At 68.2% G+C, this 26253-nt stretch carries 20 protein-coding genes, 3 tRNA genes and 1 pseudogene; 13 read left to right on the plus strand and 11 right to left on the minus strand.

From position 1 onward, the window contains the following. Nucleotides 1-36: 36 nt before the first annotated feature. Both AC0NZN_RS11870 and AC0NZN_RS11875 read left to right on the plus strand, forming a co-directional pair. Complete coding sequence (locus AC0NZN_RS11870; RefSeq protein ID WP_474592509.1) at nucleotides 37-735, plus strand: YveK family protein; 699 nt, start codon at nucleotides 37-39, stop codon at nucleotides 733-735. A gap of 37 nt (nucleotides 736-772) precedes the next feature. Further along, nucleotides 773-1624, plus strand: coding sequence for a hypothetical protein (locus tag AC0NZN_RS11875; RefSeq protein WP_474592510.1), 852 nt, complete (start codon nucleotides 773-775; stop codon nucleotides 1622-1624). Between the two features lie 35 nt (nucleotides 1625-1659). Here AC0NZN_RS11875 and AC0NZN_RS11880 read toward each other — a convergent pair whose 3' ends face one another. Further along, complete coding sequence (locus tag AC0NZN_RS11880) at nucleotides 1660-3261, minus strand: DUF4082 domain-containing protein (RefSeq protein ID WP_474592511.1); 1602 nt, start codon at nucleotides 3259-3261, stop codon at nucleotides 1660-1662. Nucleotides 3262-3442: 181 nt separating this feature from the next. Between AC0NZN_RS11880 and AC0NZN_RS11885 the strand changes: the two genes are divergently transcribed. Further along, entirely contained in the window at nucleotides 3443-3883 is a 441-nt protein-coding gene (locus AC0NZN_RS11885) for a VanZ family protein (protein ID WP_474592512.1), read from the plus strand. 5 nt (nucleotides 3884-3888) lie between these two features. On the opposite strand, the gene AC0NZN_RS11890 is transcribed toward AC0NZN_RS11885, so the two are convergent. The 5 genes from AC0NZN_RS11890 to AC0NZN_RS11910 form a co-directional block, all read right to left on the minus strand. Beyond that, nucleotides 3889-4542, minus strand: a complete 654-nt coding sequence (locus tag AC0NZN_RS11890; protein WP_474592513.1) for a polysaccharide deacetylase family protein — start codon at nucleotides 4540-4542, stop codon at nucleotides 3889-3891. A 5-nt stretch (nucleotides 4543-4547) separates the two neighbouring features. After that, complete coding sequence (locus tag AC0NZN_RS11895; RefSeq protein WP_474592514.1) at nucleotides 4548-5411, minus strand: glycosyltransferase family 2 protein; 864 nt, start codon at nucleotides 5409-5411, stop codon at nucleotides 4548-4550. Nucleotides 5412-5457: 46 nt separating this feature from the next. Continuing rightward, on the minus strand, nucleotides 5458-6483 hold the full coding sequence (locus tag AC0NZN_RS11900) for a TolB family protein (RefSeq protein ID WP_474592515.1): 1026 nt from the start codon (nucleotides 6481-6483) through the stop codon (nucleotides 5458-5460). 125 nt (nucleotides 6484-6608) lie between these two features. Then, entirely contained in the window at nucleotides 6609-7259 is a 651-nt protein-coding gene (locus AC0NZN_RS11905) for a hypothetical protein (RefSeq protein ID WP_474592516.1), read from the minus strand. Nucleotides 7260-7483: 224 nt separating this feature from the next. Continuing rightward, nucleotides 7484-9034, minus strand: coding sequence for a sugar transferase (locus AC0NZN_RS11910; RefSeq protein ID WP_474592517.1), 1551 nt, complete (start codon nucleotides 9032-9034; stop codon nucleotides 7484-7486). Nucleotides 9035-9485: 451 nt separating this feature from the next. Here AC0NZN_RS11910 and AC0NZN_RS11915 point away from each other — a divergent pair, with 451 nt between their 5' ends. The 4 genes from AC0NZN_RS11915 to AC0NZN_RS11930 all read left to right on the plus strand — a co-directional run bounded on the left by AC0NZN_RS11915 (nucleotide 9486) and on the right by AC0NZN_RS11930 (nucleotide 15120). Further along, nucleotides 9486-10442 carry a GlxA family transcriptional regulator gene (locus AC0NZN_RS11915; RefSeq protein ID WP_474592518.1) on the plus strand — a complete coding sequence of 319 codons (957 nt, stop codon included), beginning with the start codon at nucleotides 9486-9488 and terminating at the stop codon, nucleotides 10440-10442. A gap of 173 nt (nucleotides 10443-10615) precedes the next feature. After that, nucleotides 10616-11203, plus strand: coding sequence for an NAD(P)H-dependent oxidoreductase (locus AC0NZN_RS11920; RefSeq protein ID WP_474592519.1), 588 nt, complete (start codon nucleotides 10616-10618; stop codon nucleotides 11201-11203). Further along, a complete protein-coding gene (locus AC0NZN_RS11925) occupies nucleotides 11200-12195 on the plus strand; it encodes an SLAC1 family transporter (protein WP_474592520.1) in 996 nt (331 codons plus the stop codon). The genes AC0NZN_RS11920 and AC0NZN_RS11925 overlap by 4 nt, the downstream gene beginning before the upstream one ends. A 189-nt stretch (nucleotides 12196-12384) precedes the next feature. Continuing rightward, complete coding sequence (locus tag AC0NZN_RS11930) at nucleotides 12385-15120, plus strand: DUF8189 domain-containing protein (RefSeq protein WP_474592521.1); 2736 nt, start codon at nucleotides 12385-12387, stop codon at nucleotides 15118-15120. Between the two features lie 77 nt (nucleotides 15121-15197). On the opposite strand, the pseudogene AC0NZN_RS11935 reads toward AC0NZN_RS11930, so the two are convergent. Next, nucleotides 15198-15401 (minus strand): annotated as a pseudogene (locus AC0NZN_RS11935) (IS5/IS1182 family transposase); the annotation flags it as partial. A 183-nt stretch (nucleotides 15402-15584) separates the two neighbouring features. Between AC0NZN_RS11935 and AC0NZN_RS11940 the strand changes: the two are divergent. Beyond that, nucleotides 15585-18461: a DUF8189 domain-containing protein gene (locus AC0NZN_RS11940; protein WP_474592522.1), complete on the plus strand. Its 2877-nt coding sequence runs from the start codon at nucleotides 15585-15587 to the stop codon at nucleotides 18459-18461. Between the two features lie 436 nt (nucleotides 18462-18897). Here AC0NZN_RS11940 and AC0NZN_RS11945 read toward each other — a convergent pair. The 3 genes from AC0NZN_RS11945 to AC0NZN_RS11955 all read right to left on the minus strand — a co-directional run bounded on the left by AC0NZN_RS11945 (nucleotide 18898) and on the right by AC0NZN_RS11955 (nucleotide 19213). Next, nucleotides 18898-18970 (minus strand) — tRNA-Phe (locus AC0NZN_RS11945). Nucleotides 18971-19039: 69 nt separating this feature from the next. After that, nucleotides 19040-19113, minus strand: a tRNA-Asp gene (locus AC0NZN_RS11950). Between the two features lie 27 nt (nucleotides 19114-19140). After that, nucleotides 19141-19213, minus strand: a tRNA-Glu gene (locus AC0NZN_RS11955). A 226-nt stretch (nucleotides 19214-19439) separates the two neighbouring features. Between AC0NZN_RS11955 and AC0NZN_RS11960 the strand changes: the two genes are divergently transcribed. Further along, the gene (locus AC0NZN_RS11960) at nucleotides 19440-20807 is read left to right on the plus strand and encodes a peptidoglycan DD-metalloendopeptidase family protein (protein ID WP_474592523.1); all 1368 of its coding nucleotides are present in this window, start codon (nucleotides 19440-19442) and stop codon (nucleotides 20805-20807) included. A gap of 61 nt (nucleotides 20808-20868) precedes the next feature. Here the strand turns inward: AC0NZN_RS11960 and AC0NZN_RS11965 are convergent, their stop codons facing one another. Then, nucleotides 20869-21357 carry an inorganic diphosphatase gene (locus AC0NZN_RS11965; protein ID WP_474592524.1) on the minus strand — a complete coding sequence of 163 codons (489 nt, stop codon included), beginning with the start codon at nucleotides 21355-21357 and terminating at the stop codon, nucleotides 20869-20871. Between the two features lie 199 nt (nucleotides 21358-21556). On the opposite strand from AC0NZN_RS11965, the gene tilS reads away from it, so the two are divergent. The 4 genes from tilS to ftsH all read left to right on the plus strand — a co-directional run bounded on the left by tilS (nucleotide 21557) and on the right by ftsH (nucleotide 26250). Continuing rightward, a complete protein-coding gene (gene tilS, locus AC0NZN_RS11970) occupies nucleotides 21557-22540 on the plus strand; it encodes a tRNA lysidine(34) synthetase TilS (protein WP_474592567.1) in 984 nt (327 codons plus the stop codon). Nucleotides 22541-22613: 73 nt separating this feature from the next. Then, complete coding sequence (locus tag AC0NZN_RS11975; protein ID WP_474592525.1) at nucleotides 22614-23516, plus strand: VOC family protein; 903 nt, start codon at nucleotides 22614-22616, stop codon at nucleotides 23514-23516. 43 nt (nucleotides 23517-23559) lie between these two features. After that, nucleotides 23560-24111: a hypoxanthine phosphoribosyltransferase gene (hpt, locus tag AC0NZN_RS11980; protein WP_474592526.1), complete on the plus strand. Its 552-nt coding sequence runs from the start codon at nucleotides 23560-23562 to the stop codon at nucleotides 24109-24111. Between the two features lie 135 nt (nucleotides 24112-24246). Then, the gene (gene ftsH / locus AC0NZN_RS11985) at nucleotides 24247-26250 is read left to right on the plus strand and encodes an ATP-dependent zinc metalloprotease FtsH (protein WP_474592527.1); all 2004 of its coding nucleotides are present in this window, start codon (nucleotides 24247-24249) and stop codon (nucleotides 26248-26250) included. The last annotated feature ends 3 nt before the right edge of the window (nucleotides 26251-26253 follow it).

Raw genomic sequence — 26253 nt, forward strand, 5'->3', positions numbered from 1 at the left:
CAGCGTCCCTGGCTCTATTCTAGATCGGGGGAACTCATGACTCTCTGGGAATTGCTGCGCGCAATGCTGCGATGGTGGCCCATTGTGCTCGCTGGTGCTGTCTGCACAGCGGTTTTCGCGCTGTGGTCGTGGAGCGACAAGGGTGTCTACTACACGCGGACGCAGATCGTGTTCCTCGCCCCGACCAGTTCGACCTATCCGAACGCGCTCCAGACCCAATCCGAGGACATCGTCGACACCGCGGGCGTCGTGGCGAAGCTGGTGGGCGGACCGGGGAAGGTGACGAAGTACGCCTCCCCGGACGTGACGATCGTCGGCACCGGGGTGCGAGACGGCTGGTCGCTCCGGCTGCCCGACACCGGCGGACAGTGGGCGACGAACTTCGTGAGCCAGACGCTGGATCTCGAAGTCGTCTCCCCGGATCGCGAGGTCGTTCGTGCCCGCCAGGAGCGACTGATCCGAGCGGTCAGTTCCGAGCTCTTCGCCATGCAGCGCGCGAAGGGCGTGGCGCCCGTGAACGACATCATCGCGACCGCCGCGCCGCAGTCGACGGTCATCTATCACGTCGGGGGCAGCCGGCCCCGCGCCTACGGCATGATCGCCCTGCTGGGGATCGGCGCGACCGTCTCCGTGGTGATCCTCCTCGAGCGCCTCCGCCCGAGAAGCGGCGGCGATCGTGTCGCTCGACGTGCAGCCGCTGCCCGTTCACCCGAATTGGTGAGTCTTGCCGAGTGAGACGTCGCCCGGGCGGACCGCATCGGCAACCCAGATCGTGCCGATCCACGCCGAGGATGCCGCCGCAGTCAGCGCGTTCCTGCACGAGAACCTCAACCGGCGAGTGACCGCCGCTCAGTGGTCGGCGATCGTCCGCCCGCCCTGGGCCATGCGCGGGCCGAACCATGGCTACCGCATCCTGCACGGCGGTGAGACGGTCGGCGTCTATGTCGCGATCTACTCCACACGATCGGGGCAGGATGGCGAGGTCAGCGTCTGCAACCTGGCAGCCTTCTGCGTCCAGGAGGAGTACCGGGTCCAGTCGCTCGCACTGGTCCGCGCGCTGCTCCGGCAGGCCGGGTACGTGTTCACGGACCTCTCTCCGAGCGGAAACGTCCCCGCGATGAACGAACGGCTGGGATTCACGAGGCTGGACACCGCGACGACCGTGATCAGCAACGTCGTGCCCGGGGTCTTCTCTCCCGCGTCCGTCACGGGCGACCCGGCCGTCATCGAGTCCGTTCTCACGGGCATCGACGCCGACGTCTATCGGGATCATCGTGCGGCGCCCGCGGCGCGCCACGCCGTCGTTCGCGCCCCGGACGGCGACCGGTACGCCTACCTCATGTTCCGGCGCGATCGACGGAAGCGGCTGCCGATCTTCGCGAGCCCTCTCTACGTCGGCGGCGACGTCGACCTCCTTCGTGAGAAGTGGGGCGCGGTGGCCGGTCATCTGCTGCGACGGGGGTTCCCCGCGACCTTGGCAGAGCATCGCGTGCTCGGCTTCACACCCCGCGGGGTGGGGTGGAGACTCCGTGCGCCGCGCGTGAAGATGTTCCGGGCGCCGCAGCAGGGGACCGGATTCGTCGTCGACTACCTCTACAGCGAACTCACCCTGGTGGAGTGGTGATCGGCGCGAGCGCCGATCACCACTCCATTCGACCGTCAGTTCGCCGGAGCGACTGCCGAACCGTCGTCATACAGGTTGTTGGTCCAGATCGCGCCGGGGGCGTTGATGTCGAAGGACGTGATCGGCCCCCAGTACCCGCACACATATCCACGGCCCCCGGCACCCATCTCGGTGCCGCGCTGCCAGATGTTGTTCGTGAACCGGATGTTCTTCGTCTGTCCGGAGTACGGCTTTCCTGCGGTCGATCCGCCGTACGAGCAGTACCCGCCCGAGCCGGCGATGAAGAGGTTGCCGTCGATCGTGTTGTTCTGCACCGGGTCGAAGTCCGGGTACCCGGTGAGGGCTGCCGAGCATCCCGCGTCCGGCGGATAGTCCGGCGCGTCGCACGCGATCGTATTGCCGACGACGTTGCTGTTCGTGTTCACGCGGATGCCGGACTCGTGGTTCACGCCCGACGTGTCATGGAACTGGCCGTGTACGTAGGAACCCGTGACCGTGCAGTTCGCGTAGCAGTTGATGGAGCGGGTTCCCCCGACCACCTCGACCCGCGTCGCCGTGAAGTAGGCGTCGCCGATTCCGGTCCCCGGGCCGTTCCAGGCGACCACCTTGCTGTCCGTGATGCTGAACGATCCCACGTTGTCGGTGTAGTCCGCATACACGCTGCCGTTGATCAGCGAGTTCTTGATCACGATCCCCTTGGCGAGGATGCGCAGGTCGCAGTTGACCGTCTTGGAGTCGATCACGGCACCCGCGGTCTGGATCGTGCAGGGCCCGGTGTACGGAGTGAGCACGGTTCCTGCAGGGACTCCCGTCGTCGCCGATGAGGGGAAGGAGCGTCCGAGGACCACGAAACCGCCTGGCTGCGCCGGGGGCGTTGCCGTTGGGGTGGGTGTGGGCGTCGCCGTGGGCGACGTCGTCGGCGTGGGCGTCGGCGTGGTCGTGCTCGACGAGGAGGGCGACGGGGTGGGACTCAGCGTGCTGGTCGCCGTCGCACTGGGCGTCGCGCTCGGGGTGGGCGTCGTCGTCGGCGTGGACGACTGGTAGACGATGTCGACGAGGTAGTTGGAGCCCCGGTACGTCGAGGTGGGGACCTTTCCCGTCGTTCCGTAGCGGTAGACGCCCGCGCCGGAGGTCAGCGCGAACCCGTTCTGGGTCTTCGCCGTCGTCAGGTCCCTCTCGGTGACGGGATAGCGTCCCGCGGGGGCGTTGTAGGAGGCGACGTACGTCTTTCCCGCTGACAGCGGCACGGCTGCCTTCAGCGGAACCGTGCGCCACCCCACCGTGCTGGACGGCGTGAACGACACCTGGGCGAGCACGGTGCCGCCGGCGGTCCACAGCGTGGCGGTCTTGACACCGGTGTCGCCGCGCCCCTGGTAGTACTGCAGGCTCGTGACGGTGCCGGACTGCTGGGGGCTGAACCGGATGCCGAGTTCGACGGCCTTGCGGTCCTGGTCGACGGCGACCTGGGGGGTCAGTGACTTGGAGAAGATGCTGGTCGTGGTGGGTGCCGCGATCGCGGGGGCAATCGCGATTCCTGCGACCGCGACCAGCGCCGCGATGCCGGCGGCGATCGCGATGTTGGTACGGCGGAGGCGGGTGCGGAAGCGCGCGCGGGCGCGGAGAGCTTTTCGGGTCATAACAATCCGGGGGTCGGGGGAGGGTTGCAGCGGGTGGGGGGGGTCCGCCTCTGGTAGTCTCCGCGACACTCACGCCGTCTCCAAAGGGATGAGAGGATTCTCACGTGCCAGACGGGGGCACGGCTACAGGTTTTGAACGGTCCAACACCCGTGTTCTCGGCTCAGAAGAGGGAATCTGCCTATGCCCTGTGAAAACGCCTGGTTGCGGCGCTGGGCGCTGGTCGGCCTCCTCATCTACGGGGCCTGTGCGGGTGCGGTGCTCCTCGCACCCCTGTCGTACAGCGGCATCGTCAACGGGATCGACTCGTGGCTGCGGTCGGCCCTCGGATTGACGTGGTTCGGCTCCGGCTGGGTGGAGTTCACCGCGAACATCCTGCTGTTCGTGCCGCTCGGATTCCTGCTGACGCTCCTGACGCGACCGCGCTGGCTGGGCGTCGTCCTCGCGCTGCTGGTGTCGGCCGGCGTGGAACTGGTGCAGATCGTCATCCCGTCGCGCGAGGCGAGTGTTCGCGACGTGCTCGCGAACACCGCCGGCGCGGTCGTGGGTGCCGTCCTGGCGTGGGTGCTGGTCCTGCGGAGGCTGCGGCGCGCACGCGCGGTGCGCGAGCCAGCTGCGAACTGACGGGGTCAGCGGAGGCGCTTGACGACGCTCTTCGCGAGTTTCACCGCATCCTCCGGTCCCGGCCGATGGCCGAGGAGAGCGCGCACCGAGTCGACCGTGTCCGCCGCTGTCACGCTGTACCGAGCCTGGAGCCACGCGCTCCGTCGTGCCGGGAATCGGTCGCTCGTATAGACCGTGTCGTAGCCGAGGCGCTTGAGGCTGACGAGCAGCCGGCGGTCGTAGCGCCCCAACGGAAGGGCGGCGTCGGGGATCGCGCCGCCGCTCGCCTCCTCCAGGGCGACGCGGGCATCGGTCAGCTCGCGCCGCGCGTCCTCGTCGCTCAGATCCGGCCAGGGCGTGTGGTCCCACCCGTGGGACCCGATCCTCATGCCGCATGACCGGAGGTCGCGAAGGTCCGCCGGAGTCAGGCTCGCATCGTCGTCGAGCCGGCCCGCGAGCGCGAAGAACGTGGCGTCGAGGCTGCGGGAGAGCAGCGCGGGCAGAGCGATGTCGACGTCGGATCGATTGCCGTCGTCGAAGCTCAGGGCGACGTCCGGGTGTTGCGCCACCTCGTCGAGGATCCGGTGGAGCAGCTCCGTGGTGATCCAGTACCGGGACTCGCCCGGCTCGCGCTCGAGGGGATCGTCCCCGATCCCGTGGAAGCACAGGTTGATCCTCATCGGCGTCACGCTCTGCCCGCCGGCTGAGGCGTGCGCGTGCTCTCGTCGCGTCCCCAGCCATCGCCCGAGCGGGCGGAGCGCCGCGATCGCACGGCCGCGACCAGCGTGATCGCGACGTAGGGAACGGCATCCGGAATCAGAGCCGGGTCGCGGAGCACGACCTCCCGCAGCCACGCCCAGCGGTCCGACGGCCTGACGGCGGCCTCGATGGAGCTGTCATCCGCCGCCGCACGCATCGCGGCGTTGCCGCGGCGCACGCGCGTCAGGCGCTTGACGAGGTCGCGCGACGTGAAGGGGGCCTCCACCACGATCTCGACGTCATCCACCTGCTTCTTCTCGACGTCGGAGAACTGCGAATCGAGGAACAGGTCGTCGGCCACCATCTCCGGGAACGTCCCGAAGCGCGCCCGTCCCCGCTCGGAGACCGCGATGAACCCGCGACCGAAGAGCCCGGTCCGGAAGGCGGGCAGCCGCTCATTGATCCGGTAGTAGGCGCACACCGGCCAGGCTCTGCCCCGCGTGGCCACGCGCCGGCCGGGCACCGCGACGAGTGTGCCCGGCGCGTCCGTCAACGCGGCGACGAGCGCGTCGATCGCGCCCGGGGGCGGGATGATGTCGGCGTCGAGGTAGATCCGCGGTGCGGACGATGCCACCGCGTCGGCGGCGTTGAGGGCCGCGGCCTTGCCCGGCTCCGGCCGATCGATGACCACGACGTCGCGCGAGGCCGCGATCGCCGCGGTGCGATCGGTGCATCCGTTCGCGGTCACGATGACCTCCAGGGGCCGGGTGCGGGTGGTCCCGAGCACGGCATCCAGGCACGCGCCGAGGACCGCCTCCTCATTGTGCGCGGCGATGATGACGCTGACCATGTCGATGGGCCTCCTCACGGATCGGGCGGACGGTGTCTGCGACGGGTCACCCCGTCCGGACGACGGACGGCGACCACGCGTGCTCGATGAGCAGCGTCGGCGGGCCCTTCCCGTCTGCGGCGAGCGCCCACACGTCGCTGTCTCCGGGAGTGCTGTTCGGGAGGCCGTAGAGAAGGGTGGTGTCGTCGAGCCACGCGATCTGGTCGTCGACGCTGCGTTTCTCCGAGCCGAGCACGGTCACGCGGCCGGATGCGAGGTCGAGCACGGCGGGCGTCCAATGCACCGTGGCGCCCGAGCCGCCGGTCACCCGCTTGAACGCGATCCGCGTGCCGTCGGGTGACAGCGACGGGCATTCCACCGTGTCGGCGATCGCGGTCAGCGTGCGGGCCGTCAGATCGCCGCGCACGAGATAGGTCCTGTCCGAGGTGGCGGCGGTGGCGTAGAAGGTGTCGTCGTCGCTCGAGAACGTGACGCCCCAGAAGTTGCGATCGGGGGGCGCGATCCGCTGCCCGTCCACGATGAACGCGAAATCCTCGAGGCTGCCGACGATCGTCCCGTCGCTCACACGGCGGATCTCGGCCTCGGTCGAGAACCGGACGGTGGCATAGGACGCGCCGGTCTCGAACGCGGTCGTCGCGACGAGTGTTCCGTCCGGCGAGAATCGAGCACGGCTCGGGATGCCGGGCAACGGCCACGTGAGACGCTGCCGGCCGGCGTCGTCGTACAGCGAGCCGTCGTAGGCGGGTGTGAGCCCGCGCTCGGACCGCAGGCACACGAACGCGGAGGCGATGGCGTCCACCCGGTCGCACGGGACGTCGGTCAGAGCGCGGGAAGCCTCCGGTCGGGCGAGCGGCACGCTCGCCACGAGTCCGTAGCCCTGGCCGCGCGCCGTGCTCCGGAAGACGATGCGGTCGCCCGACGCCCAGTCGGCCGACGTCGCCGTCTGTGCGCGAGCCGGGTCGCTCGGCTGGGACGAGTAGCGGGCCCACGCGAACACTCCCACCGCCATCGTCGAGCCGACGGCGATGAGCGAGACGACCGCGATCAGCAGCCAGGTCAGTCGCCTGCTCACGTCGACTCCTGGTCGCAGGTGAGGATGCCGGTCCGCCGGAGGACCGGCGCGGGCATCGCGCGGCCCTCCGACGTCTCGGTGTCCCCTTGCACGGGCTTACGGGAGAAGGAGAGGGACATGCGAGCTCACCGGGTGCGGAAGACGCCGAAGACGGTGTAGCGCGTGCCCGTGCCGCTCGGCTCGAACGACAGGGTCAGAGAGTCGTAGGGGCTGCGGAACGCGGTCGTCCCGTCCGACGTCTGCTGGAAGACGAGTCCCAGCGACGCCCACAGCAGGGCGTAGTGGGTGCGGATGTCGGCCGGAGTCGAGGTGGATCGCCCCACGAGTGAGACCTGCATGACGCGGCCTTCGGTCGCGATCGAGCTGGAGACGACGCTGGTTCGCGCTGCAGGCCCCATGATCTTCGTCGGGAAGCCGCCCACCAGTCCGCCCGACTTCGTGGCGGATGCGGGCAGCGGCGCCGACAGCAGGGGCGGCGCCTGCGTCACCGGGGGCAGGGCGTGCGCCGGAGCCGTGGTCGGGGGCGGCACCTCGCTGCCCGAGGTCGGCGTCCTCCCGGGCACGGGTCCCGGCGTGCCACTGGGCGGCGCACCCCGCTCGGCCCCGGATGGCGGGGAGGCCGACGACGCGGTGGAAGACGAGGTGGACGACGCGGTGGATGCCGGTCCCGATGGCGCCTGTGCCGAGGAGGTTGCGCCTCCCGCCGACAGCAGCGAGGCGCTCGCGACCGCTCCGATCAGGACGACGGCTCCGACTGCGATCAGGGCGGTCTTCATGCCGCGCGTCAGTCCTTTCGCACCAGTCTCATCCCGAGCCATCTCAACGACCTTCGTCGTTCCGGTATCCGCCGGACGGAGGGCCGGCGAGCGACGCCGGCGCAGGCGGGCGTTCGAGGAGGTAGAGGGGATCTACGGCCGCACACGTCGCGGGTGCGTCGCGTGAGGGATCAGGCCGCAGATCCCCAGTCGATCGGGCGGGGGATCTCCACCACGCCCGGAAGTCAGTAAGCACCCTCCGGCCTCAGCATGATCTTGACCGTGCGGCATATGAGCAGCAGGTCGCTCGTCACGGACCAGTTCTCGACATAGCGGAGGTCGAGGCGGATGCTGTCATCCCACGACAGGTCGCTGCGCCCGCTCACCTGCCACAGCCCGGTGATTCCGGGCTTGATGTACAGGCGCCGGCAGACGGTGCCGTCGTATGCCTGCACCTCGGAGACCAGGGGCGGGCGCGGCCCGACGACGCTCATGTCCCCGACGAGCACGTTCCAGAACTGCGGAAGCTCGTCCAGCGAGTATCGCCGGAGGATGGCGCCGACATGCGTCACGCGTGGATCGGACTTCATCTTGAAGAGCAGTCCGGCTCCCTCATTGCTGTTCGCCAGCTCGGACTGCCGCGCCTCCGCATCCATGCCCATCGTGCGGAACTTCACGATCCTGAAGATCCGCCCGTCGCGCCCGACCCGGTCCTGTCGGAAGAAGACGTCTCCCTTGCTGTCGAGTTTGATTGCCAGCGCGATGATCGGGACGAAGATCGCGACCACCAGCAGTGCCATCGCGGAGATCGCGATGTCCATCGTGCGCTTGAGGGCATAGCGTCCGCCCTCGAAGGTGGGGATCGCCACATGGACGAGCGGGAGTCCCTCGATCGGCTGAAGGGTCATCCGCGGGCCGGCGACATCGGCGAGAGGGCTCGAGAGCACGAGTTCGGCCGCGGATCCTTCGAGCTGCCACGCGAGGTGCTTGATGTACTCCGGATCGTCCCGGCGGGAGCTCGCGATGATCACGGCATCCGCTCCGAGCTCTTCGGCGACCCGCGCCACGGTGTCCATGCTGCCGAGTGCGCGGATCGTGTGGCCGCCCACGTCGATGCTCTTCGCCGGATCGCCGTCGAGCACGACGCCGAGCACGTGGTACCCGCAGACACCGCTGGCATGCACCGTCCTCGCGACGTATTCGACGTCCGCCCGCGTCCCCGCGACGACGGCGCGTGACACGAACTCGCCCGCCTCGCGCTGATGCACGAGCCAGCGCCGCGACATCCGCCGCGCGATGACAAGGCCCGCCATGCCGACCGGAAGGGCCACGAGCAGCTCCGTCCGGATGCTCTCGGTCTGCATCACGACGAAGCCGATGGCGAGGATGCCGAACGACAGGGCGGTCGACCGGATGACGCGACGGTACTCCGACGTCCCGTGCCCGATGATCCTCTCGTCGCGGGTCTTCAAGACCGCGAGCAGCGTGAGCCAGATCGTGGCGGTGACGAACGACACACGCGCGTCCTGCCACGGCGAGGCGGTCACGTCCACGGGTCCGGCTCCGATGACGGTGGCACCCTGCGCCAGCGCGGCGATGGCGACGGAGACCACCACGACCGAGATGTCGGCGAAGCGCAGTCTCCGCCGATACCGTCTCTGCCAGGCCAGCCGGCGTTCCAGCGCGGGCGCGACGCGCGGCGCGGCCGCCGCACGCGGCGCCCCCGCCGCACTCCGCAACATCGGCATGGTCGCCGTCATCTGCGTCGCCAGAGGCGACTCAGTCGCCGTCGTCACTGCCCACACCCAGCGTCGGCAGCGCACAAAGAGAGCGCACTGAACATGCGGTCCTACTTCATTCCCCAGCACCGCGGATCCCACATCCGTGGTGTACGAGATTCGCACCCTCAACATCCCCAGGTGAGGTGACGAGCGCTTCGGGTATTGAAGGGTGCTCGTCGTGTACGACTCTCGCGGACACTATAGCGCGGGGCCCGCGCCGATCAAATAGGGAGTTTGGAAAATTCCCCGACCTGCCCCGTTCGCGCTCAGATCGTGGGCGACGACGCCCGCGATCTGGGCAGAATGCGAAGTGACAAGCCCGCCGCCGAGTGGAAGCGCAGCTGCTCATGGGAGAGCGTGAAGCCTGCACGCCCCGGGTGTGCCCGAGACCGCCCGGGTGCAGAATGAGGGCGACGCGCCGTCGGTCCTGCCTGGGCGGCTCGAACCTCGATCGTCTGGAGGACACGTGTCCGAACGCAGGCGGATGGGCATCCTGGTCTACGACGACGTCACGATGATCGATGTCGCGGGTCCGGCCGACGTGTTCTCGCACGCCAACACCTTCGGCGCGAACTATCAGACCGTGCTCGTCTCGGCGGACGGGCGCAATGTGAAGGCGTCGAACGGCCTGGTCCTGACCGCTGAACTGCCCGCGGCGGAAGCGGGCCACCTCGACACCGTGATCGTGCCGGGAGCGTACGGAATGATCTCCCAACCGTTCGATCGGGCGCTCACCGACGCGGTCGTCACGCTCACAGGCGGAGCCGAGCGCATCGCGTCGGTGTGCACCGGCTCGTTCCTCCTGGCTCAGGTGGGGTTGCTCGACCACCGCAGAGCCACCACGCATTGGACTCGCGCCGCGCAGTTCGCCGCAGCGTTCCCGCTGGTGCGGGTGGATGCCGATGCCCTTTTCGTGCGGGATGGCAACATCATCACGTCGGCCGGCGTCAGCTCGGGGATAGACCTCGCGCTCGCGATCGTGGAGGACGACTGGGGGCCGCAGATCGCCCGTCAGGTTGCCCGGCAGATGGTGGTCTTCCTGCAACGGCCCGGCAGCCAGTCCCAGTTCTCCGCACCGTCTCGGGAGCACCTGGCGGCCGACAACCCTCTGCGCGGGCTGATGGACGCGATCGCGGCCGACCCGGCCGGCGACTACTCGCTCGCCCGCATGAGCGCGATCGCGAACGTGAGTCCACGGAGCCTCAGCCGGCTGTTCCACGACGACATCGGTACGACGCCGGCTCGCTATGTGGAGCTCATCCGGATCGAAGCCGCCCAGATGATGCTGCAAGACGGTGCGACGGTCGCCGAGGCCGCCGCTCGGAGCGGCTTCGGCACCTCCGAGACGCTGCGGCGGGTGTTCGTCGCGAGAGTCGGTTCGAGTCCGTCCGTCTATGCGGAGCAGGTGCGCTCAGGCGCGTAGCCGTCCGCAACGCCCGCCAGCACGCGTCGGGCGAAGTTGGCTGGATGTGTGGGCATCACGACCTGATTCTTCCTGGGCAGATTCGCTGTCCGCCACGAGAGTGGAGTCATGGCTTCGAAGAACTGGACACCGGCGCTGGCAATCAATCCGGCCGGCAATCGAGAGGAACCATCGTGAGCACCGCCCTGATCGTCGGGCACCCCGACCTGACCGCCTCGCGCGTCAACGCCGCCCTGACGGCGGCGGCCGCGGACATCCCCTCCGTGGATGTCCGCATCCTCGCCGACCTCTATCCCGGAGGCGTCACCGACGTCCTCGCCGAGCAGGCCGCGCTCTCGCGCGCGGACGACGTGGTCCTCCTCTATCCGACGTACTGGTACTCGGTGCCCGGGCCGCTGAAGAACTGGCTGGATACCGTCATGACGCGCGGCTGGGCGTACGGCACGGGCGCCCCTGGCGCTCTGGCGGGAAAGACGCTGCGCGTCGTGACGACGACCGGCGGCGCCGAGAGCGGGTACCGCCCGGGCGAGTTGCACAGCTACGAGTACGACGCCATCCTCGCCCCGCTCCGGGCGACGGCGCACCGGCTCGGGATGCGCTGGCGCGCTCCGCTGGTCGTCCACGGTGTGCGCGACATCGACGACGAGATGCTCGCCGAGCTGAGCCGCCACTTCGGTGAGATCCTGACAGGGCTGGCCGAGCCGAACGAGCGTCCTGCGAACGAGCTGGCGGCTGAGCTCGAAGCGGCGGTGGTCCGATGAGCCCCGCGCAGCGCATCCCGCTCAATACCCTGGCGATCGCTTTCGGGCTCGCCGGGCTGGCCGTGGTCTGGACGGGCGCTGGTCGGCTCTTGGGCGTGCCGGACGCCATCGGACAGGCTCTCTGGGTGGTGGTCGCGATCGCCTGGATCTGGCTGATCGTCGCGCACCTCCGCCGAGGAGCGCGCAGCGCCGAGTCGTTCGCCCAGCAACTCCGGCATCCCGCGCAGGGCCCCATCGCCGCGTTGGTGCCCGTGGTCGGGATGGTGCTCGGAGCCGACCTCTACCGGTTCGTCCCGCTCGCCGGCGAGATCCTCGTGATCGCCTCGATCGGTGTCGCGGCCATCCTCGCCGGATGGATCCTGGCCTTCTGGCACACCGGAAGCCTCCCGCCGGAAGCCTTCCACGGCGGATACCTGCTGCCGACCGTCGCCGCCGGACTCATCGCCGCGACCACGTCCTTCACGATCGGCCTGCCCGTCCTCGCCATCGGGGCGTTCGCGGTCGGCGTGTTCTTCTGGATCGTCATCTCCACCGTCCTGCTGGCACGGCTGGCGTTCTTCACACCGCTGCCGGACGCTCTCACCCCGACGTGCGCCATCCTGCTCGCCCCGCCCGCCGTCGCCGGGACTGCGTGGTTCACGATCAACGGCGAGCATGCGGACATCCTCTCGATGGCACTGCTCGGCCTGCTCGTGGTGATGGCGCTGCAGCAGGTCGCCCTCATCCCGCGCTACCGACGGCTCTCGTTCACCCTCGGGTTCTGGTCGTTCACGTTCCCGCTCGCCGCCGCCGGAGGATACGGGGCCGAGTGGGCGGCCGTCGCGGCGTTCCCCGGCTGGCAGCTCATCGCATGGATGCTGCTCGCTCTCGTCACGGTCGTCATCCTCGCCGTAGCGGCGCGTTCCGTCCTGCTCGTCACGGGCGTGCGCCGCGGCGTGCGCCGGGCCGAGATCGTCTTGCGTCACGCCGACGACGCGGTGGAACGGCGCTGAGCGCATTCGGCGCTTCACATTTCCATCGGGTGGCACGCAGAGCACGCGGAAGAGATCAACGCGAAACGTCGCTGCCGGTCCGGCGCCTGAGCACCACAACCGTGGAAGAGCTGCGCGAACGAGGCCGCCGCGGCCGCGTTCTCTGGTGGCTTGTCCCGGGGCTAGCGCGGCGCGGGAACGCTCCGTATTGTGCAATACAAGTATACAAATTCGAGACGAAGAGGTCTGATGTCTGCACGTCCTACCGCAAAGCTGGTGAAGTCTTTGTCGCTTCTCCTCGCCGCCATCCTCTTGATGACGGGTTTATCGCTGCGACCCCTCAGTGCGCAGGCGGATACGCCCTCGACGACGTTCGGCCTCTACGACGATCCGAGTCAGGAAATGCAGAACTGGGTTGCCCAGTTCTGGCAGAACGGGCGGCTCTACAAGAACACCGATCACACCGGGTATCCAGGGTGGTTCGCCGGGTCGGCCCTGATGAGCATCGTGAGCGACTACGAGCGCTACGGCAAAGCCAGCGATCTGCAGCTGATCTCGAAGATGTACGACTTCCTGACGACCACGTTGGTGACGGGGGATTCGACCAGGTGGGGACCGGTTTCGAATTGGTGCTCGAACATGAAGCTGGCCGGTACAGCTGAGTTCTCGTACGACGACGCGATGTGGACCGCTCTCCCGCTGTACGCGGCGTATCAGGCCACGGGCATCCAGAAGTACAGCGACGCGGCGAAGACGGTCTTCGATTGCGAGTACCAGGAGGGCTACCACGACATGTCGACCGCGCAGGACGGCAGCTCGGTGGCTGTCTGGTACAACAACGGCGGCTGGTGGCAGGGCAATACCTACACCGCGGGATACCTGACCTTTGGCCTGATCCAGCTTGCCTATGAGCTGAGCGACCAGTACCCGACGTCGGGCGCGAAGGCGGGCACGTCCTACGCCCAGGAGGCCGCCGCCATGTGGAACTGGGCGGTGAACCAGGGCAATCTTGTCGACCTGCAAACGGGTGATGTCTACAACGCGCGGGGGCTCAACAACCCCCAAGGCGGCACCTACACGCCGTTCCACAACGGCACGTCCGCGATCGACTACAACAGCTGGTCGTACAACGCCGGCAGCATGCTCGGCGCCGCGGCCGAGGCCTACCAGCGCACCTCGGGGACTACTCGGAGTCAGATCCTGGACGCGGGCAAGCTCGTGCTGACGCGTGTCATGACCCACAACCCGAATCGTCCGGATGCGCCGGACGGGAGTGTGTCGACGAACACCGACCTGTACAACCTCACGAACGCCAACGGCTACTTGACCTCGGAGTCCTATAACGACTCATCGTCGGTGTTCAAGCGGGATCTGCTGGATTGGACGGGCAGATTCATCTACACCACCAGTAACGAGTCCACGATGGCGTCCACGGTGAATACCGCTGTGAACTGGATGAAGGCGAACGGACAGCTGGCCTGGTCGAATCGCGACCCCCAGCGGGGGATCTTCGGGCGGTACAACCTCGCCGACTTCGCGCAGACCTCGAGCACCAACGGTGCGCTGCTCGACATCGGGTCGACGTTGAGCGGTGCACAAGCGGTCATCTCGGCCCCGACGTTCGGCCTGACCGATCTGGCCAGTGGGGGCACGGCCACCGCGAGCAGTACGGCTTCTGGCTCGAGCGCGTCGAACCCGCTGTCGGGCGCGTACGACTCGAGTTACTCGTCGTTGTCGGATACGAACGCCAAGTGGTACCAGGTGGACCTGGGTTCGGTGCAGACGATCGACGCGGTTGAGGTTGCCTGGGGACAGAATTATGCGTCCCAATACGCAATTGCGACATCCACCGACGGCGCCAACTGGACGACGGTCACGACTCGCAGCAGTGCCAACCAGAACATGGCCAAGTCGTCGGGGCTGAGGACGGATCAGTTCGCTCCGCAGCAAGCCCGGTACGTGAAGGTGACCGCGACGGCGCCGCCGGCCAGCAATGGCGCCGGCTCCAGCTGGAGCATCACTGTGGATTCGTTCCGTGTCTTCAACAACCCGCAACCCGTGGCACCGCCGTCATCGAGCGCGCTCTCGACGATCAGCCCTGCCGGGAGCATGGTGGTTGTGGCCCGCGATGCGAACAATCAGGTTTATCAGAAGGTCTGGAACACCAGTACTTGGAGCTCATGGGTCCCACTCGGTGGCCCCGTGAACGGCGTTGCGGCCAGCTCTCCGACGGTGATCGCGACCAACGACCGGACCGACATCTTCGTACGCGGCACCGATAACCAGTTGTGGCAGAACTACTGGACCAGGACGGCAGGCGCCTGGTCGGGGTGGGTCCTGCTCGGGGGCAGCGTCGCGGACACCCCGTCGGCGAGCTATGACCCGAGCGGCAACATCGCCATTGTGGCGCGGCGTACCGATAGCCAGCTCGCGGAGATCGTGTGGTCGCCCTCGACCGGTTGGAGTGCCTGGCAGACCCTTGGTGGTCCGACGGGAGGTGTGTTCACGGGCGCCCCCGCGCTGACCGCGACCACTGGTCGCATGGATGTGTTCGTCCGGGGAACGGATAATCAGCTGTGGCAGCGAACCTGGACCGCGTCCGCCGGATGGGGCGTTTGGGGTACGCTCGGCGCCACCCTGGCTGACAGCCCTGCCGCATCGTGGGACGCCACCGCGGATCGCCTGATGATCGTGGCCCGAGGGGTCGATAACGCGGTGTGGGGCAAACAGTGGACGCCTCAGGGCTGGGGGGGCTGGGTGCGGCTCGGCGCGCCGAACAACGGGATCGTGTTCGGATCCGCGAGTGTCATCACGCAGTCCGCTCGAATGGATGTGTTCGCGCACGGCACCGACAATCAGCTGTGGCAGTTGACGTGGACGTCATCCGGTGGATGGGGTACGTGGGCCGCCCCCGGCGGAGGGACCCTCAGCGCGGGACTGGGATGATCTCGCGGCCCCCGCGGGGCACCCGGAGGGGTGCTCTGCGGGGGCCGAGGGGGCTCGATTCAGCCGGACCAGTGCGCCCGATCGGTGACGTTTCGACCGCGGTATGCGTCGGCGTCGAACCCCGCCGGGCGTCCGCCGCGGCTGCCTCGCCGCTTCCGTGCGGCGATCTGGTCTCGCTTGTCCGGGATGATGGCCTTGACCTGGCGGCGGCGAAGCTCGCTGCGTATGACGCGCGTCGCGTAGGCGCGGTCAGCTATCACAGCGTCCGGTCGGGTCCGCGGATTCACGTCGCGCGACTGAGGCGATCTGGGGTCACCGAATACACACTCATCCTGTTCGCCGCAACTGTTTCGAAAGGTGGATGTCGGAAGTTTCTATAGGGATCTGTGGACGTGGTCGCGTCGATACGATCGGGCCCGGACGGCGCTTGCTGTCTGACCGGTCTGACCAATGGAGGATGCAGCGTGGCCAACTCAGATGATGTTGCCAAGACCCGTTTCGAGATCTCACGGCGGGCGCTGCTGGCCCTGGGGGCCAGCACGGGCGCAGCGATGGTGTTGCTGGATTTCCCGAAGCCGTTGACGGCCTTCGCGGACACGACGCCGACGACCTACTACGTGGCAACGACCGGCAACGACGCGAACGCGGGCACGGACGACAAGCTGCCGCTTCGCACGATCAACGCCGCAGCGCAGAAGGCTAACGCGGGCGACACCGTGATCGTCGGCGCGGGGGTGTACCGCGAAGAAGTCATCTTCCCCCGCGGCGGGACCTCGGACGCCGCCCGGATCACCTACCAGGCCGCGACCGGCGCCGCGGTCACGGTCACAGGTTCCGACGTGTTCACCGGGTGGACCAAAGTCACCGGCACCACCGATATCTGGACCCTGACGATCCCGAACAGCTACTTCGGGGGGTTCCACCCCTACGCCGAACAGGTCCACGGCGACTGGTTCGATGGGAAGGGTCGTATTCACCGCCGCGGCATGGTGTACCTCAACGGTGCGTGGCTGCCGCAGGCGACCAGCGCGGCCGCGGTCAGCTCGTCGGCGTCAGCGTCGTGGTGGTCCGACGTCGACGGACTCGTCGACGGCACCGCGCCCAGCTACACCCCGCAGTACAACGCCGCAGGCAACACCGTCATCACCGCGAAGTTCCCCGCGGGCTCGAACCCCAACAACGGATCGGTCGAGGTCGGCGTGCGGGCCACGGTGCTCAAGCCGTCCGCCGCCCTGTGCGACTACATCACCATCAGCGGGTTCACACTGACGAACGCGGCAACGAACTGGGCCGCCCCGACCATGGGCCAATGGGGCCTCGTCAGCGCCTACTGGTGCAAGGGCTGGATCATCGAGAACAACGAGATCGCCTACTCGCGCTGCTCGGGAATCGCGCTCGGCAAGTACTCCGACCAATACGACGGCCTGCGCGGCACCACCAACGGCTACTACTCCACCATCTCCGACGCGCAGACCATCGGTTCGGACGGAACACCAGCAAGCCGGTGGACCTTCGCGAACATCGGCAGCCACATCGTCCGCGGCAACACCATCCACCACTGCGGACAGACCGGAGTCGTCGGCTCGCTCGGCGCCATCGGCAGCACGATCACCGACAACGAGATCTACCAGATCGACACGCAGGGCATCTGGACGGGCGCCGAAATGGCGGGCATCAAGATCCACGCCGCCATCGACACCGTGATCTCGAGCAACCACATCCACGACTGCACCGCGGTGAACGCGATCTGGTGCGACTGGATGGCGCAGGGAACGCGCATCCTTGGCAACCTGATGCACCACAACGCCTCTGACTGCTTCTTCGAGGTCGACCACGGGCCGCTGTTCCTGGCCAACAACCTCATGCTCTCGTCGGCCGCATTCAGCTGCGCCTCCGACGGCGTGGCGTGGGCGCACAACCTGGTTGCCGGCACGACAGCCGCCACCAGCGACGGGCGGCAAACCCCGTGGTTCACCCCGCACACGACGACGACCGTCAACCAAGCGGCGATCCCGCTGGGTGGGCAGCAGTGGGCGAACAACATCCTCGGCAGACCGGTGAACCTCACGATCTGGGACAGCGCGAGCGGCACGAACGCAATCTCTATGAAGGCGAACGTCTACACGCAGGGCTCGACAGCGTCCTCCAAGGAAAGCAACGGGGTGTATGCGACAACGGTCGACTACTACCCGCTCCTCGAGAAGAAGGCGGACGGTTGGTACCTCACCGTTCCGCGCGATGACAACTGGAAGACCGTTCAGGCACTGGTGAGCACCGCCTCGCTGGCCAACACGCCCACGTCGCAGCAGAACTTCACCAACCCGGACGGCTCGTCCATGTCGGTCGCCACCGACTACCTCGGCGTGGCTCGGAACACCGCGAATCCGTTCCCCGGCCCTTTCGAGTCGGCAGGCGGAGCGACGGCGATCAAGGTATGGTCGCGCGTGGTCCCCACCACAGACGCGTGGGGTCTGCCCCCGGCACCCACCAAGAATGGGCCTGGCGCCGCGTCCGACTCCACGGGGAACATCACGTTGCACCTGCGCGGTACCGACAACCAGCTGTGGCAGGACGCATCCAGCGGCGGCGCCTGGAGCGGCTGGGCAGCGCTCGGCGGACCGAGTGGCGGGACATTCGCCGGTGCGCCGGCAACAGCGGCGAAAGTGGGACGTACCGATGTGTTCGTCCGGGGTCTCGACGACCAACTGTGGCAGAAGACCTGGACGTCAGGCGTCGGCTGGAGCGGCTGGAGTGCCCTCGGTGGCACTCTGGCGGACAGCCCGGCGGCGGCCGCTGACGGCAGCGGAAGCATCTCCGTCTACACGCGCGGGCCGGACAACCAGCTGTATCAGAACGCGCTCAACGGCGGCGTCTGGAGCGGTTGGACCGCGCTCGGCGGCCCCAGTGGCGGGTTCTTCACCGGAGCACCGGCAGTCGCCGCCAAGGCCGGTCGAACCGACGTGTTCGTGCGGGGCCTTGACGACCACCTCTGGCAGAAGACCTGGACCTCGGGGGTCGGCTGGAGTGGCTGGGCCAATCTCGGCGGCACCCTCGTGGACAACCCCGCAGCCGCAGCCGACGGCAACGGGAACATCACAGTCTACGTGCGCGGAACCGACAATCAGCTCTATCAGAATGCTTCGGGTGGCACGACGTGGAGTGGCTGGGCCGCTCTCGGCGGTCCGACTGCCGGCCAGTTCGCAGGTGCGCCCGCGACCGCGGCGAAGCCCGGACGCACCGATGTATTCGTGCGGGGTCTCGACGACCACCCGTGGCAGAAGACGTGGACGGCCGGCGTCGGCTGGAGCGCCTGGACGACTCTCGGCGGCACGTTCGGATAACCTCGGCGGTTCATGAATACCCGGGTTGCGGGTGACCACTGCAGGTGAATCTGCAGTGGTCACCCGCAACTCCCTTCGCCTAGAGACGACAGGCCACCCTGCGGAAAGCGAAGACCAGAGCGGCGCACGTCAATGCCTTCCGACGGTCATTCGCCGCGACAAGCTGAAGAGCGGTCACAGGCTCTTTCCGGAGGACCTGACGTCCGTCTCGATCGCTCTCGATCGCGCTGCTCACGATTCGTTCGTAGGCAAATCGTGGGCAAGAGCACCCGCCGACGACCTGAGTCTCGCGATCTGAGACCGCCGCAGGGGCGGCTGAGCGTGGTGTTTCCGAGTCAGCACTTCCCGCGATCGCAGTGATTCCGCGGAAAGGCGAAACCCCCGCGATGTAGAAGCTACGCGAGGGTTTCTGGGACGATTGTAACGATCGCCCTTGTGGCTCCGACCGGCATCGATCCGGTGACCTTTCGATTTTCAGTCGAACGCTCTACCAACTGAGCTACAGAGCCGCACGGCATCGAGGAATGTCGTGTCCTAAACGAAAGGCCCTCTGCAATGAAAGGGCCCGTCGCTCGGAGCGACCCTGACGGGACTTGAACCCGCGACCTCCGCCGTGACAGGGCGGCACGCTAACCAACTGCGCTACAGGGCCATGCTTGTGAAATTGTGGTGGTGAGAGTGACCCCAACGGGATTCGAACCCGTGCTACCGCCGTGAAAGGGCGGCGTCCTAGGCCGCTAAACGATGGGGCCGGGTGAACCTCGGAGGCTCAGGCTTACCGGAGATCAAGCATAAGGGAACATCTACGAGAACGCGAATCGAGCCACTCTACGAGCACGGCCTCTGCCGCTTCTCCGGCGTGGGGCTGTCGCCCTGCGGGCGTGAGGCGCATCATGGAAAGTGCCTGAATCCCACAAACCTGTGACGGTTGTTGCTAGTGTGACTGATGTTGTGCCCGAAGGCGGGAGGAGGCGGGGGATGCCGACCGACGACCTCGGAGACGAAATCCGAGCGGAAGACTGCGACTGCGCGCCCACGGCGCGTGAGCGTCGCGTGCTGTGGCCCGACCTGACCCGTCGGGCCGCGATCGGCGTGGGCGTACTGGGTCTCGCGACCCTCGCCGCGACCGCCGCCGGGTCGCTCCCGCGGGCGTGGGCCGACTCGTACCCGTCCTGGGACGACGTGCAGCGGGCCAAGGCGAACGAGGCCGCCAAGGCCGGCGAGATCACCAACATCCAGAACCTCATCACCGCTCTGCAGGCCGACGCGGCCAACAAGCAGGCTGCCGCTCGACAGGCCGGTGCGGACTTCTACGCCGCCCAGCAGGCCTACTTCGACGCCGCACAGCGCGCGCAGGAGCTGCAGGACCAGGCCGACGCGCAGGAGGCGAAGGCCAAGACCGCGGCGCAGCACGCCGGACGGGTCGCATCCCAGCTGTACCGCAACGGCGGCGACGACACCGCCATGCAGCTCTTCCTGTCCGGCTCGGCGACGACGGCCGACGACATCCTCGCCCGGCTCGGCACGATGGACAAGCTGCTCGAGCGCAACCAGAACGTGTACGCCGAGGCCGTCACCGCGCGGGACTCGGCGAAGAGCCTCAGCGACCAGGCCCAGCGGGCGCGCAACGAGCGCGATCGGCTGCAGCAGGTCGCGCAGCAGAAGATGGTCGCCGCGCAGGCGGCCTCCGACGCGGCGCAAGCTGCAGTCGACGCGCAGAGCCAGCACCTCGACGACCTCAACGCGCAGCTGGCCGCGCTGAAGGATGCGACGACGGCGACCGTCGCCGGCTACCAGGCCGGTGTCGAGGCCCGTCGCCAGGCGGAGATCAAGCGACAGCAGGAGCTGGCCGCGGCACGCGCTGCTGCCGCAGCCGCGGCCGCGAAGGGCGGCGGGGGCGGTGGCGGCGGTGGTGGTGGCGTCGCGTCCTCTGGATGGTGCCGTCCCACGAGTGGTCCGCAGAGCTCCGGCTTCGGGCCGCGCTCCGTGCAATGCAGCGCGAACTATTGCGCGACCAGCTACCACTACGGCGTCGACCTGGCGCCCGGCTGCGGTTACCCGATCGTCGCCGCCGCAGGCGGGGTCGTCGAGTTCGCCGGCAACAACGGCGGCTACGGCAACTACGTCCAGATCGACCACGGCGGCGGCGTCGAGACCGGCTACGGCCACATCGTCGACGGCGGCATCCAGGTGCGCTCGGGTCAGCGGGTCAGCGCCGGCCAAGTCATCGCCTACGTGGGCAACACCGGCCACTCGTTCGGCTGCCACCTGCACTACGAGATCCACGTGAACGGCACGCCGGTCAACCCCGTGCCCTTCATGGCGGACCGGGGAATCTCGGTCTGATCCAGACGACGAAGGGATGCCGTCGCCCGAGGCGGACGGCATCCCTTCGCTTCAGCGTCTGTCAGTGACCGTGGCTGTACCGCGCGATCGCCTCGCCGACGAGGCGCTCCGCCTCGGCCGCGTTCGCCCAGGCGTCGACCTTGACCCACTTGCCGGGCTCGAGGTCCTTGTAGTGCTCGAAGAAGTGGGTGATCTCCTTCTTCGTGTACTCGGCGATGTCGTCGACGTCCTGGATGTGGTTCCAGCGCGGGTCCTTCGCGAGCACGGCGACCACCTTGTCGTCGCCGCCGGCCTCGTCGCTCATCTTGAGCACGCCGACCGGGCGCACCGTCGCGTGCACGCCGGGGAACAGGGTCTCGTCGAGCAGGAGCAGGACGTCGAGCGGGTCGCCGTCCTCGCCGAGCGTCTTGTCGAAGAAGCCGTAGTCCGCGGGGTATCCGAAGACCGTGTACAGGATGCGGTCCAGGTGGACGTGCCCGGTCTCGTGGTCGACTTCGTACTTCACGCGGCTGCCGCGCGGGATCTCGATGACGGCGTCGTACGCGCCCATAAGTGCTCCTTCGGAAGATCAAGGGGATGCCGGTCAAGCCTAGTCGCGCGCGTCATCCCGCCCACCGCTGGCGGTCCGCACCCTCGCTCGACACGATGGAGGCATGGTCGATCAGCGGATGAACCGGGATGAGGATGCGGCGCAGAGCCTCGCCTCGCCGAGCGACCGCAGGGACAGCAGGCGCCCTACCGTGGACCTCATGCATCGTCCCGGGCTCGATCCCGCCGTCGCCGACGTCCGCCTCGCCGTGCGGCGGGCGCTGCAGGGTCGGCAGGGCGAGATCGTCGTGGCGCTGTCCGGCGGTGCCGACAGTCTGGCGCTGACGGCCGCGTCGGCCTTCGAGGGGCCGAAGCTCGGGCTCGCCGTGCGGGCCGTCGTCGTGGACCACGGCCTGCAGGACGGATCGGCGCAGATCGCGGAGGCGTCGGCCGCCGCCGCGCGCGGCCTCGGGGTCGAGGCATCCGTCGTCCGTGTCGAGGTGGAGGGCCGGGGAGGTGTCGAGGCGGCCGCGCGCGCGGCGCGCTATGCAGCGCTCCTCGCGTCCGCACGCGAGTCCGGCGCCACGGCGATCCTCACCGGGCACACGCTCGACGACCAGGCCGAGACGGTGCTGCTCGGTCTTGCCCGGGGTTCCGGGGCGGCGAGCCTGCAGGGGATGGCCTCGGCATCCGAGCGCGACGGCATCCAGGTGCTGCGTCCACTGCTCGGGGTGCGTCGCGCGACGACCCGTGCCGCGTGCGCAGCCGAAGGCCTCCGGCCGTGGGACGACCCGCACAACGACGACCCGACCTTCGCCCGAGTGCGGGTGCGCCGCACCGTGCTGCCGACGCTCGAGGCGGAGCTCGGCCCAGGCGTCGCGGAGGCGCTCGCCCGCACCGCCGAGCAGCTGCGGGAGGATGCCGAGGCCTTCGCCGAGATGATCGACGAGACGATCGAGGACATCGTGGAGCACGCCGAGGCCGGCATCTCCGTGTCGGCCGCCGCGCTTGCGGCGAATCCGGCCGCTCTGCGGAACCGCATCATCCGGCACGTCGTCGCGGCAGAGTTCGGCACGAGCCTCACCCGGGTGCAGACCGTCGAGGTCGCCCGACTGGCCACCGACTGGGCGGGACAGGGGCCCATCGACCTGCCCGGATGCCGGGCCAGCCGCGAGGGCGGCCGCATCGTCTTCACCGCGGGGTGACGGCGGGGCAACCCCTTGATCGAGCCGATGGGGTGCACGACGCTGGAGGTGACGATCTGAGAGGACTCATCTCATGCAGAAGATCATTCCCAGCATCTGGTGCCGACGGAACGCCGACGAGATGGCCGAGTTCTACGTCGCGGCCCTCCCCGACACCCGTATCGCGCAGTCGGAGAGGTATCCGAGCGAGGGGCTCCTCGACTTCCAGCGGGACATGGCCGGCAAGACGATCACGATCGACCTCGAGGTCGGCGGCTACCGGCTCAACCTGCTCAACGGGGGAGACGAGTTCGCGCCCAACCCCTCCATCTCGTTCATGCTGGACTTCAGCGATGCCAAGGGCGGCGACGCCGACGGCGCTCGAGCGGAGCTCGACCGGACATGGGCGATCCTGGCCGACGACGGCAACGTCATGATCCCGCTCGGCGAGTACCCGTACAGCCCGTGGTATGGCTGGGTGCAGGACCGCTTCGGCGTCTCGTGGCAGTTGATGCTCGCGAACCCCGGCGGACCGCCACGGCCGCCCGTGGTGCCGAACCTCATGTTCTCCGGGTCGAACCAGAACCGCGCGAGTGAGGCGCTCACCACCTACGCAGAGGTGTTCGGCGGCTCGCGAGGGACGACGGCCGAGTACACCGAGACCACCGGCCCCGCGACCGCGGGCGCGGTGATGTTCGGTGATGTCGAGCTGGCTGGGCAGTGGTTCGCGGCGATGGACTCCGGCGCCGAGCAGGACTTCACGTTCAGCGAGGGCATCTCGCTGATCGTGCAGTGCGACAGCCAGGACGAGATCGACCGCTTCTGGAACGTGCTGTCCCAGGACCCGGCGGCCGAGCAGTGCGGATGGTGCCGCGACGCGTTCGGCGTGAGCTGGCAGGTCGTCCCTGCGAACATCGGCGAGTTGCTGAAGGAACCGGGGGCCTTTCCGGCGATGCTGCAGATGAAGAAGATCGTGATCGCCGACCTCCACGGCTGACGGGGACCCCGCGGCTGGACGGGGCGGACACTAGGCTTCAGGCATGCGCGCGGCCGACATCTCCGACCAGCTGACCGATGTCCTCGTCACCGAGGAGCAGATCCAGGAGCGGCTGCGCGAGGTCGCCGCGCAGGTCGCTGTCGACTACACCGACAAGAACCTGCTGCTGGTCGGCGTGCTCAAGGGCGCGGTCATGGTGATGGCCGACTTCGCGCGGGCCCTGCCGATGGTCGCCCCGATGGACTGGATGGCGGTGTCCTCGTACGGTGCGGGCACGAAGTCGAGCGGCGTCGTGCAGATCCGCAAGGACCTCGACGAGGACCTCACCGGCCGCGACGTCCTGATCGTCGAGGACATCATCGACTCCGGGCTCACCCTGAGCTGGTTGCTGGAGAACTTCGAGTCCCGGGGGGCGGCATCCGTCGAGGTGTTCGCCCTGCTCCGCAAACCGGATGCTGCGAAGGTCCACGTCGAGTGCAGGTACGTCGGCTTCGACATCCCGAACGAGTTCGTCGTCGGCTACGGGCTCGACTATGCGGAGAGCTATCGCAACCTCCGCGACGTCGCCGTCCTCGCGCCGCACGTCTACGCCTGACGCAGTCCGAGCACCGCCCGCGCACTCGTTCAGCCGTGGGCGAATCCACAGGCCTCGTCCATGACACCGCGCTAGCCTGAGAAGACCGTCAGCAGCGACGGTTCGTGACGAAGGGACCGGGGCTCCCCCCGCACCATGGACTTCAAGAAGATCACTCGCAACCCGATCATCTACGTGATCCTGATCGGGTTCCTGCTGTTCGTGGGCTTCTCGCTCATCACCAGCCTGGGTGGAGCGAAGCAGATCTCGACCCAGGAGGGTCTTCAACTGCTGAAGGGCACCACGGTGACGTCGGTCACGAACACCGACGGCGACCAGCGGGTCGACATGAAGCTCTCCGAGCCGTACAAGGGCGCCGAGGACGTGCAGTTCTACTACGTCACGGCGCGTGCGAGCGAGGTCGTCAACGCGATCAACGCGGCCGACCCGAAGGGCGGGTTCAACGACGAGGTGCCGAAGGCGTCCTGGTTCGACGGCTTCCTGTCGCTCGCGCTGCCCATGGTGCTCCTCGGCCTGCTGTTCTGGTTCCTGCTCTCGAGCGCCCAGGGCGGGGGCAGCAAGGTCATGCAGTTCGGCAAGTCGCGTGCCAAGCTCGTGACGAAGGAGATGCCGCAGGTCAGCTTCGGCGACGTCGCCGGCGCCGACGAGGCGATCGAGGAGCTGCAGGAGATCAAGGACTTCCTGAAGGACCCGGCTCGCTTCCAGGCTGTCGGCGCGCGCATCCCGAAGGGTGTGCTGCTGTACGGCCCTCCCGGCACCGGCAAGACGCTGCTCGCCCGCGCCGTCGCGGGTGAGGCGGGCGTGCCGTTCTACTCGATCTCGGGCTCGGACTTCGTGGAGATGTTCGTCGGCGTCGGCGCCAGCCGCGTGCGCGACCTCTTCAACCAGGCGAAGGAGAACGCCCCGGCCATCATCTTCATCGACGAGATCGACGCGGTCGGCCGTCACCGCGGCGCCGGCCTCGGCGGCGGTCACGACGAGCGCGAGCAGACGCTGAACCAGATGCTCGTGGAGATGGACGGCTTCGACCCCAAGGCGAACGTCATCGTCATCGCGGCGACGAACCGCCCCGACATCCTCGACCCGGCACTGCTGCGTCCCGGCCGCTTCGACCGCCAGATCGGCGTCGACGCCCCCGACCTCAAGGGTCGCCAGACGATCCTCGAGGTGCACGGCCGCGGCAAGCCCCTGGCCGACTCGGTCGACCTCGAGGTCGTCGCGCGCAAGACGCCGGGCTTCACCGGCGCCGACCTCGCCAACGTCCTCAACGAGGCCGCACTGCTCACGGCCCGCTCGAACGCGCAGCTCATCGACAACCGCGCGCTCGACGAGGCGATCGACCGCGTCATCGCCGGCCCCCAGCGCCGCACCCGCGTCATGCGGGACAAGGAGAAGCTCATCACGGCCTACCACGAGGGCGGTCACGCCCTCACCGCCGCGGCGATGAACTACTCCGACCCCGTGACGAAGATCACGATCCTGCCGCGCGGCAAGGCCCTCGGCTACACGATGGTGATGCCGCTCGACGACAAGTACTCCGTCACCCGCAACGAGCTGCAGGACCAGCTCGCGTGGGCGATGGGCGGCCGGGTCGCCGAGGAGATCGTGTTCCACGACCCCACGACCGGTGCCTCCAACGACATCGAGAAGGCGACGAACATCGCCCGCAAGATGGTCACCGAGTACGGCATGACGACCGATGTCGGTCCTGTGAAGCTCGGCGCCGCCTCGGGCGAGGTCTTCATGGGCCGTGACATGGGTCACGGCCGCGAGTACTCCGAGACCGTCGCAGAGCGCATCGACGTCCAGGTGCGCGACCTCATCGAGCAGGCGCACAATGAGGCGTACCAGGTCCTCAACGACAACCGCGACATCCTCGACAAGCTCGCCCTCGCGCTCCTCGAGAAGGAGACGCTGGACCACAACGAGATCGCAGAGATCTTCACAGACGTCAAGAAGCTCCCGCCGCGCCCGCAATGGCTGTCGAGCAGCGAGCGCCCGACCTCGGCACTGCCCCCCGTCGAGATCCCGCGCCGTGCCCTCCCTGCGGGCGTGGCGGCTTCGACCGAAGCGGACGGCTCGCACGAGAAGGCGCCGCGCCGCCGCCCGACCGGACAGGCTCGCCCCGCGACGGCGTAGCCG

The sequence above is a fragment of the Microbacterium sp. sgz311019 genome, assembly GCF_056135325.1.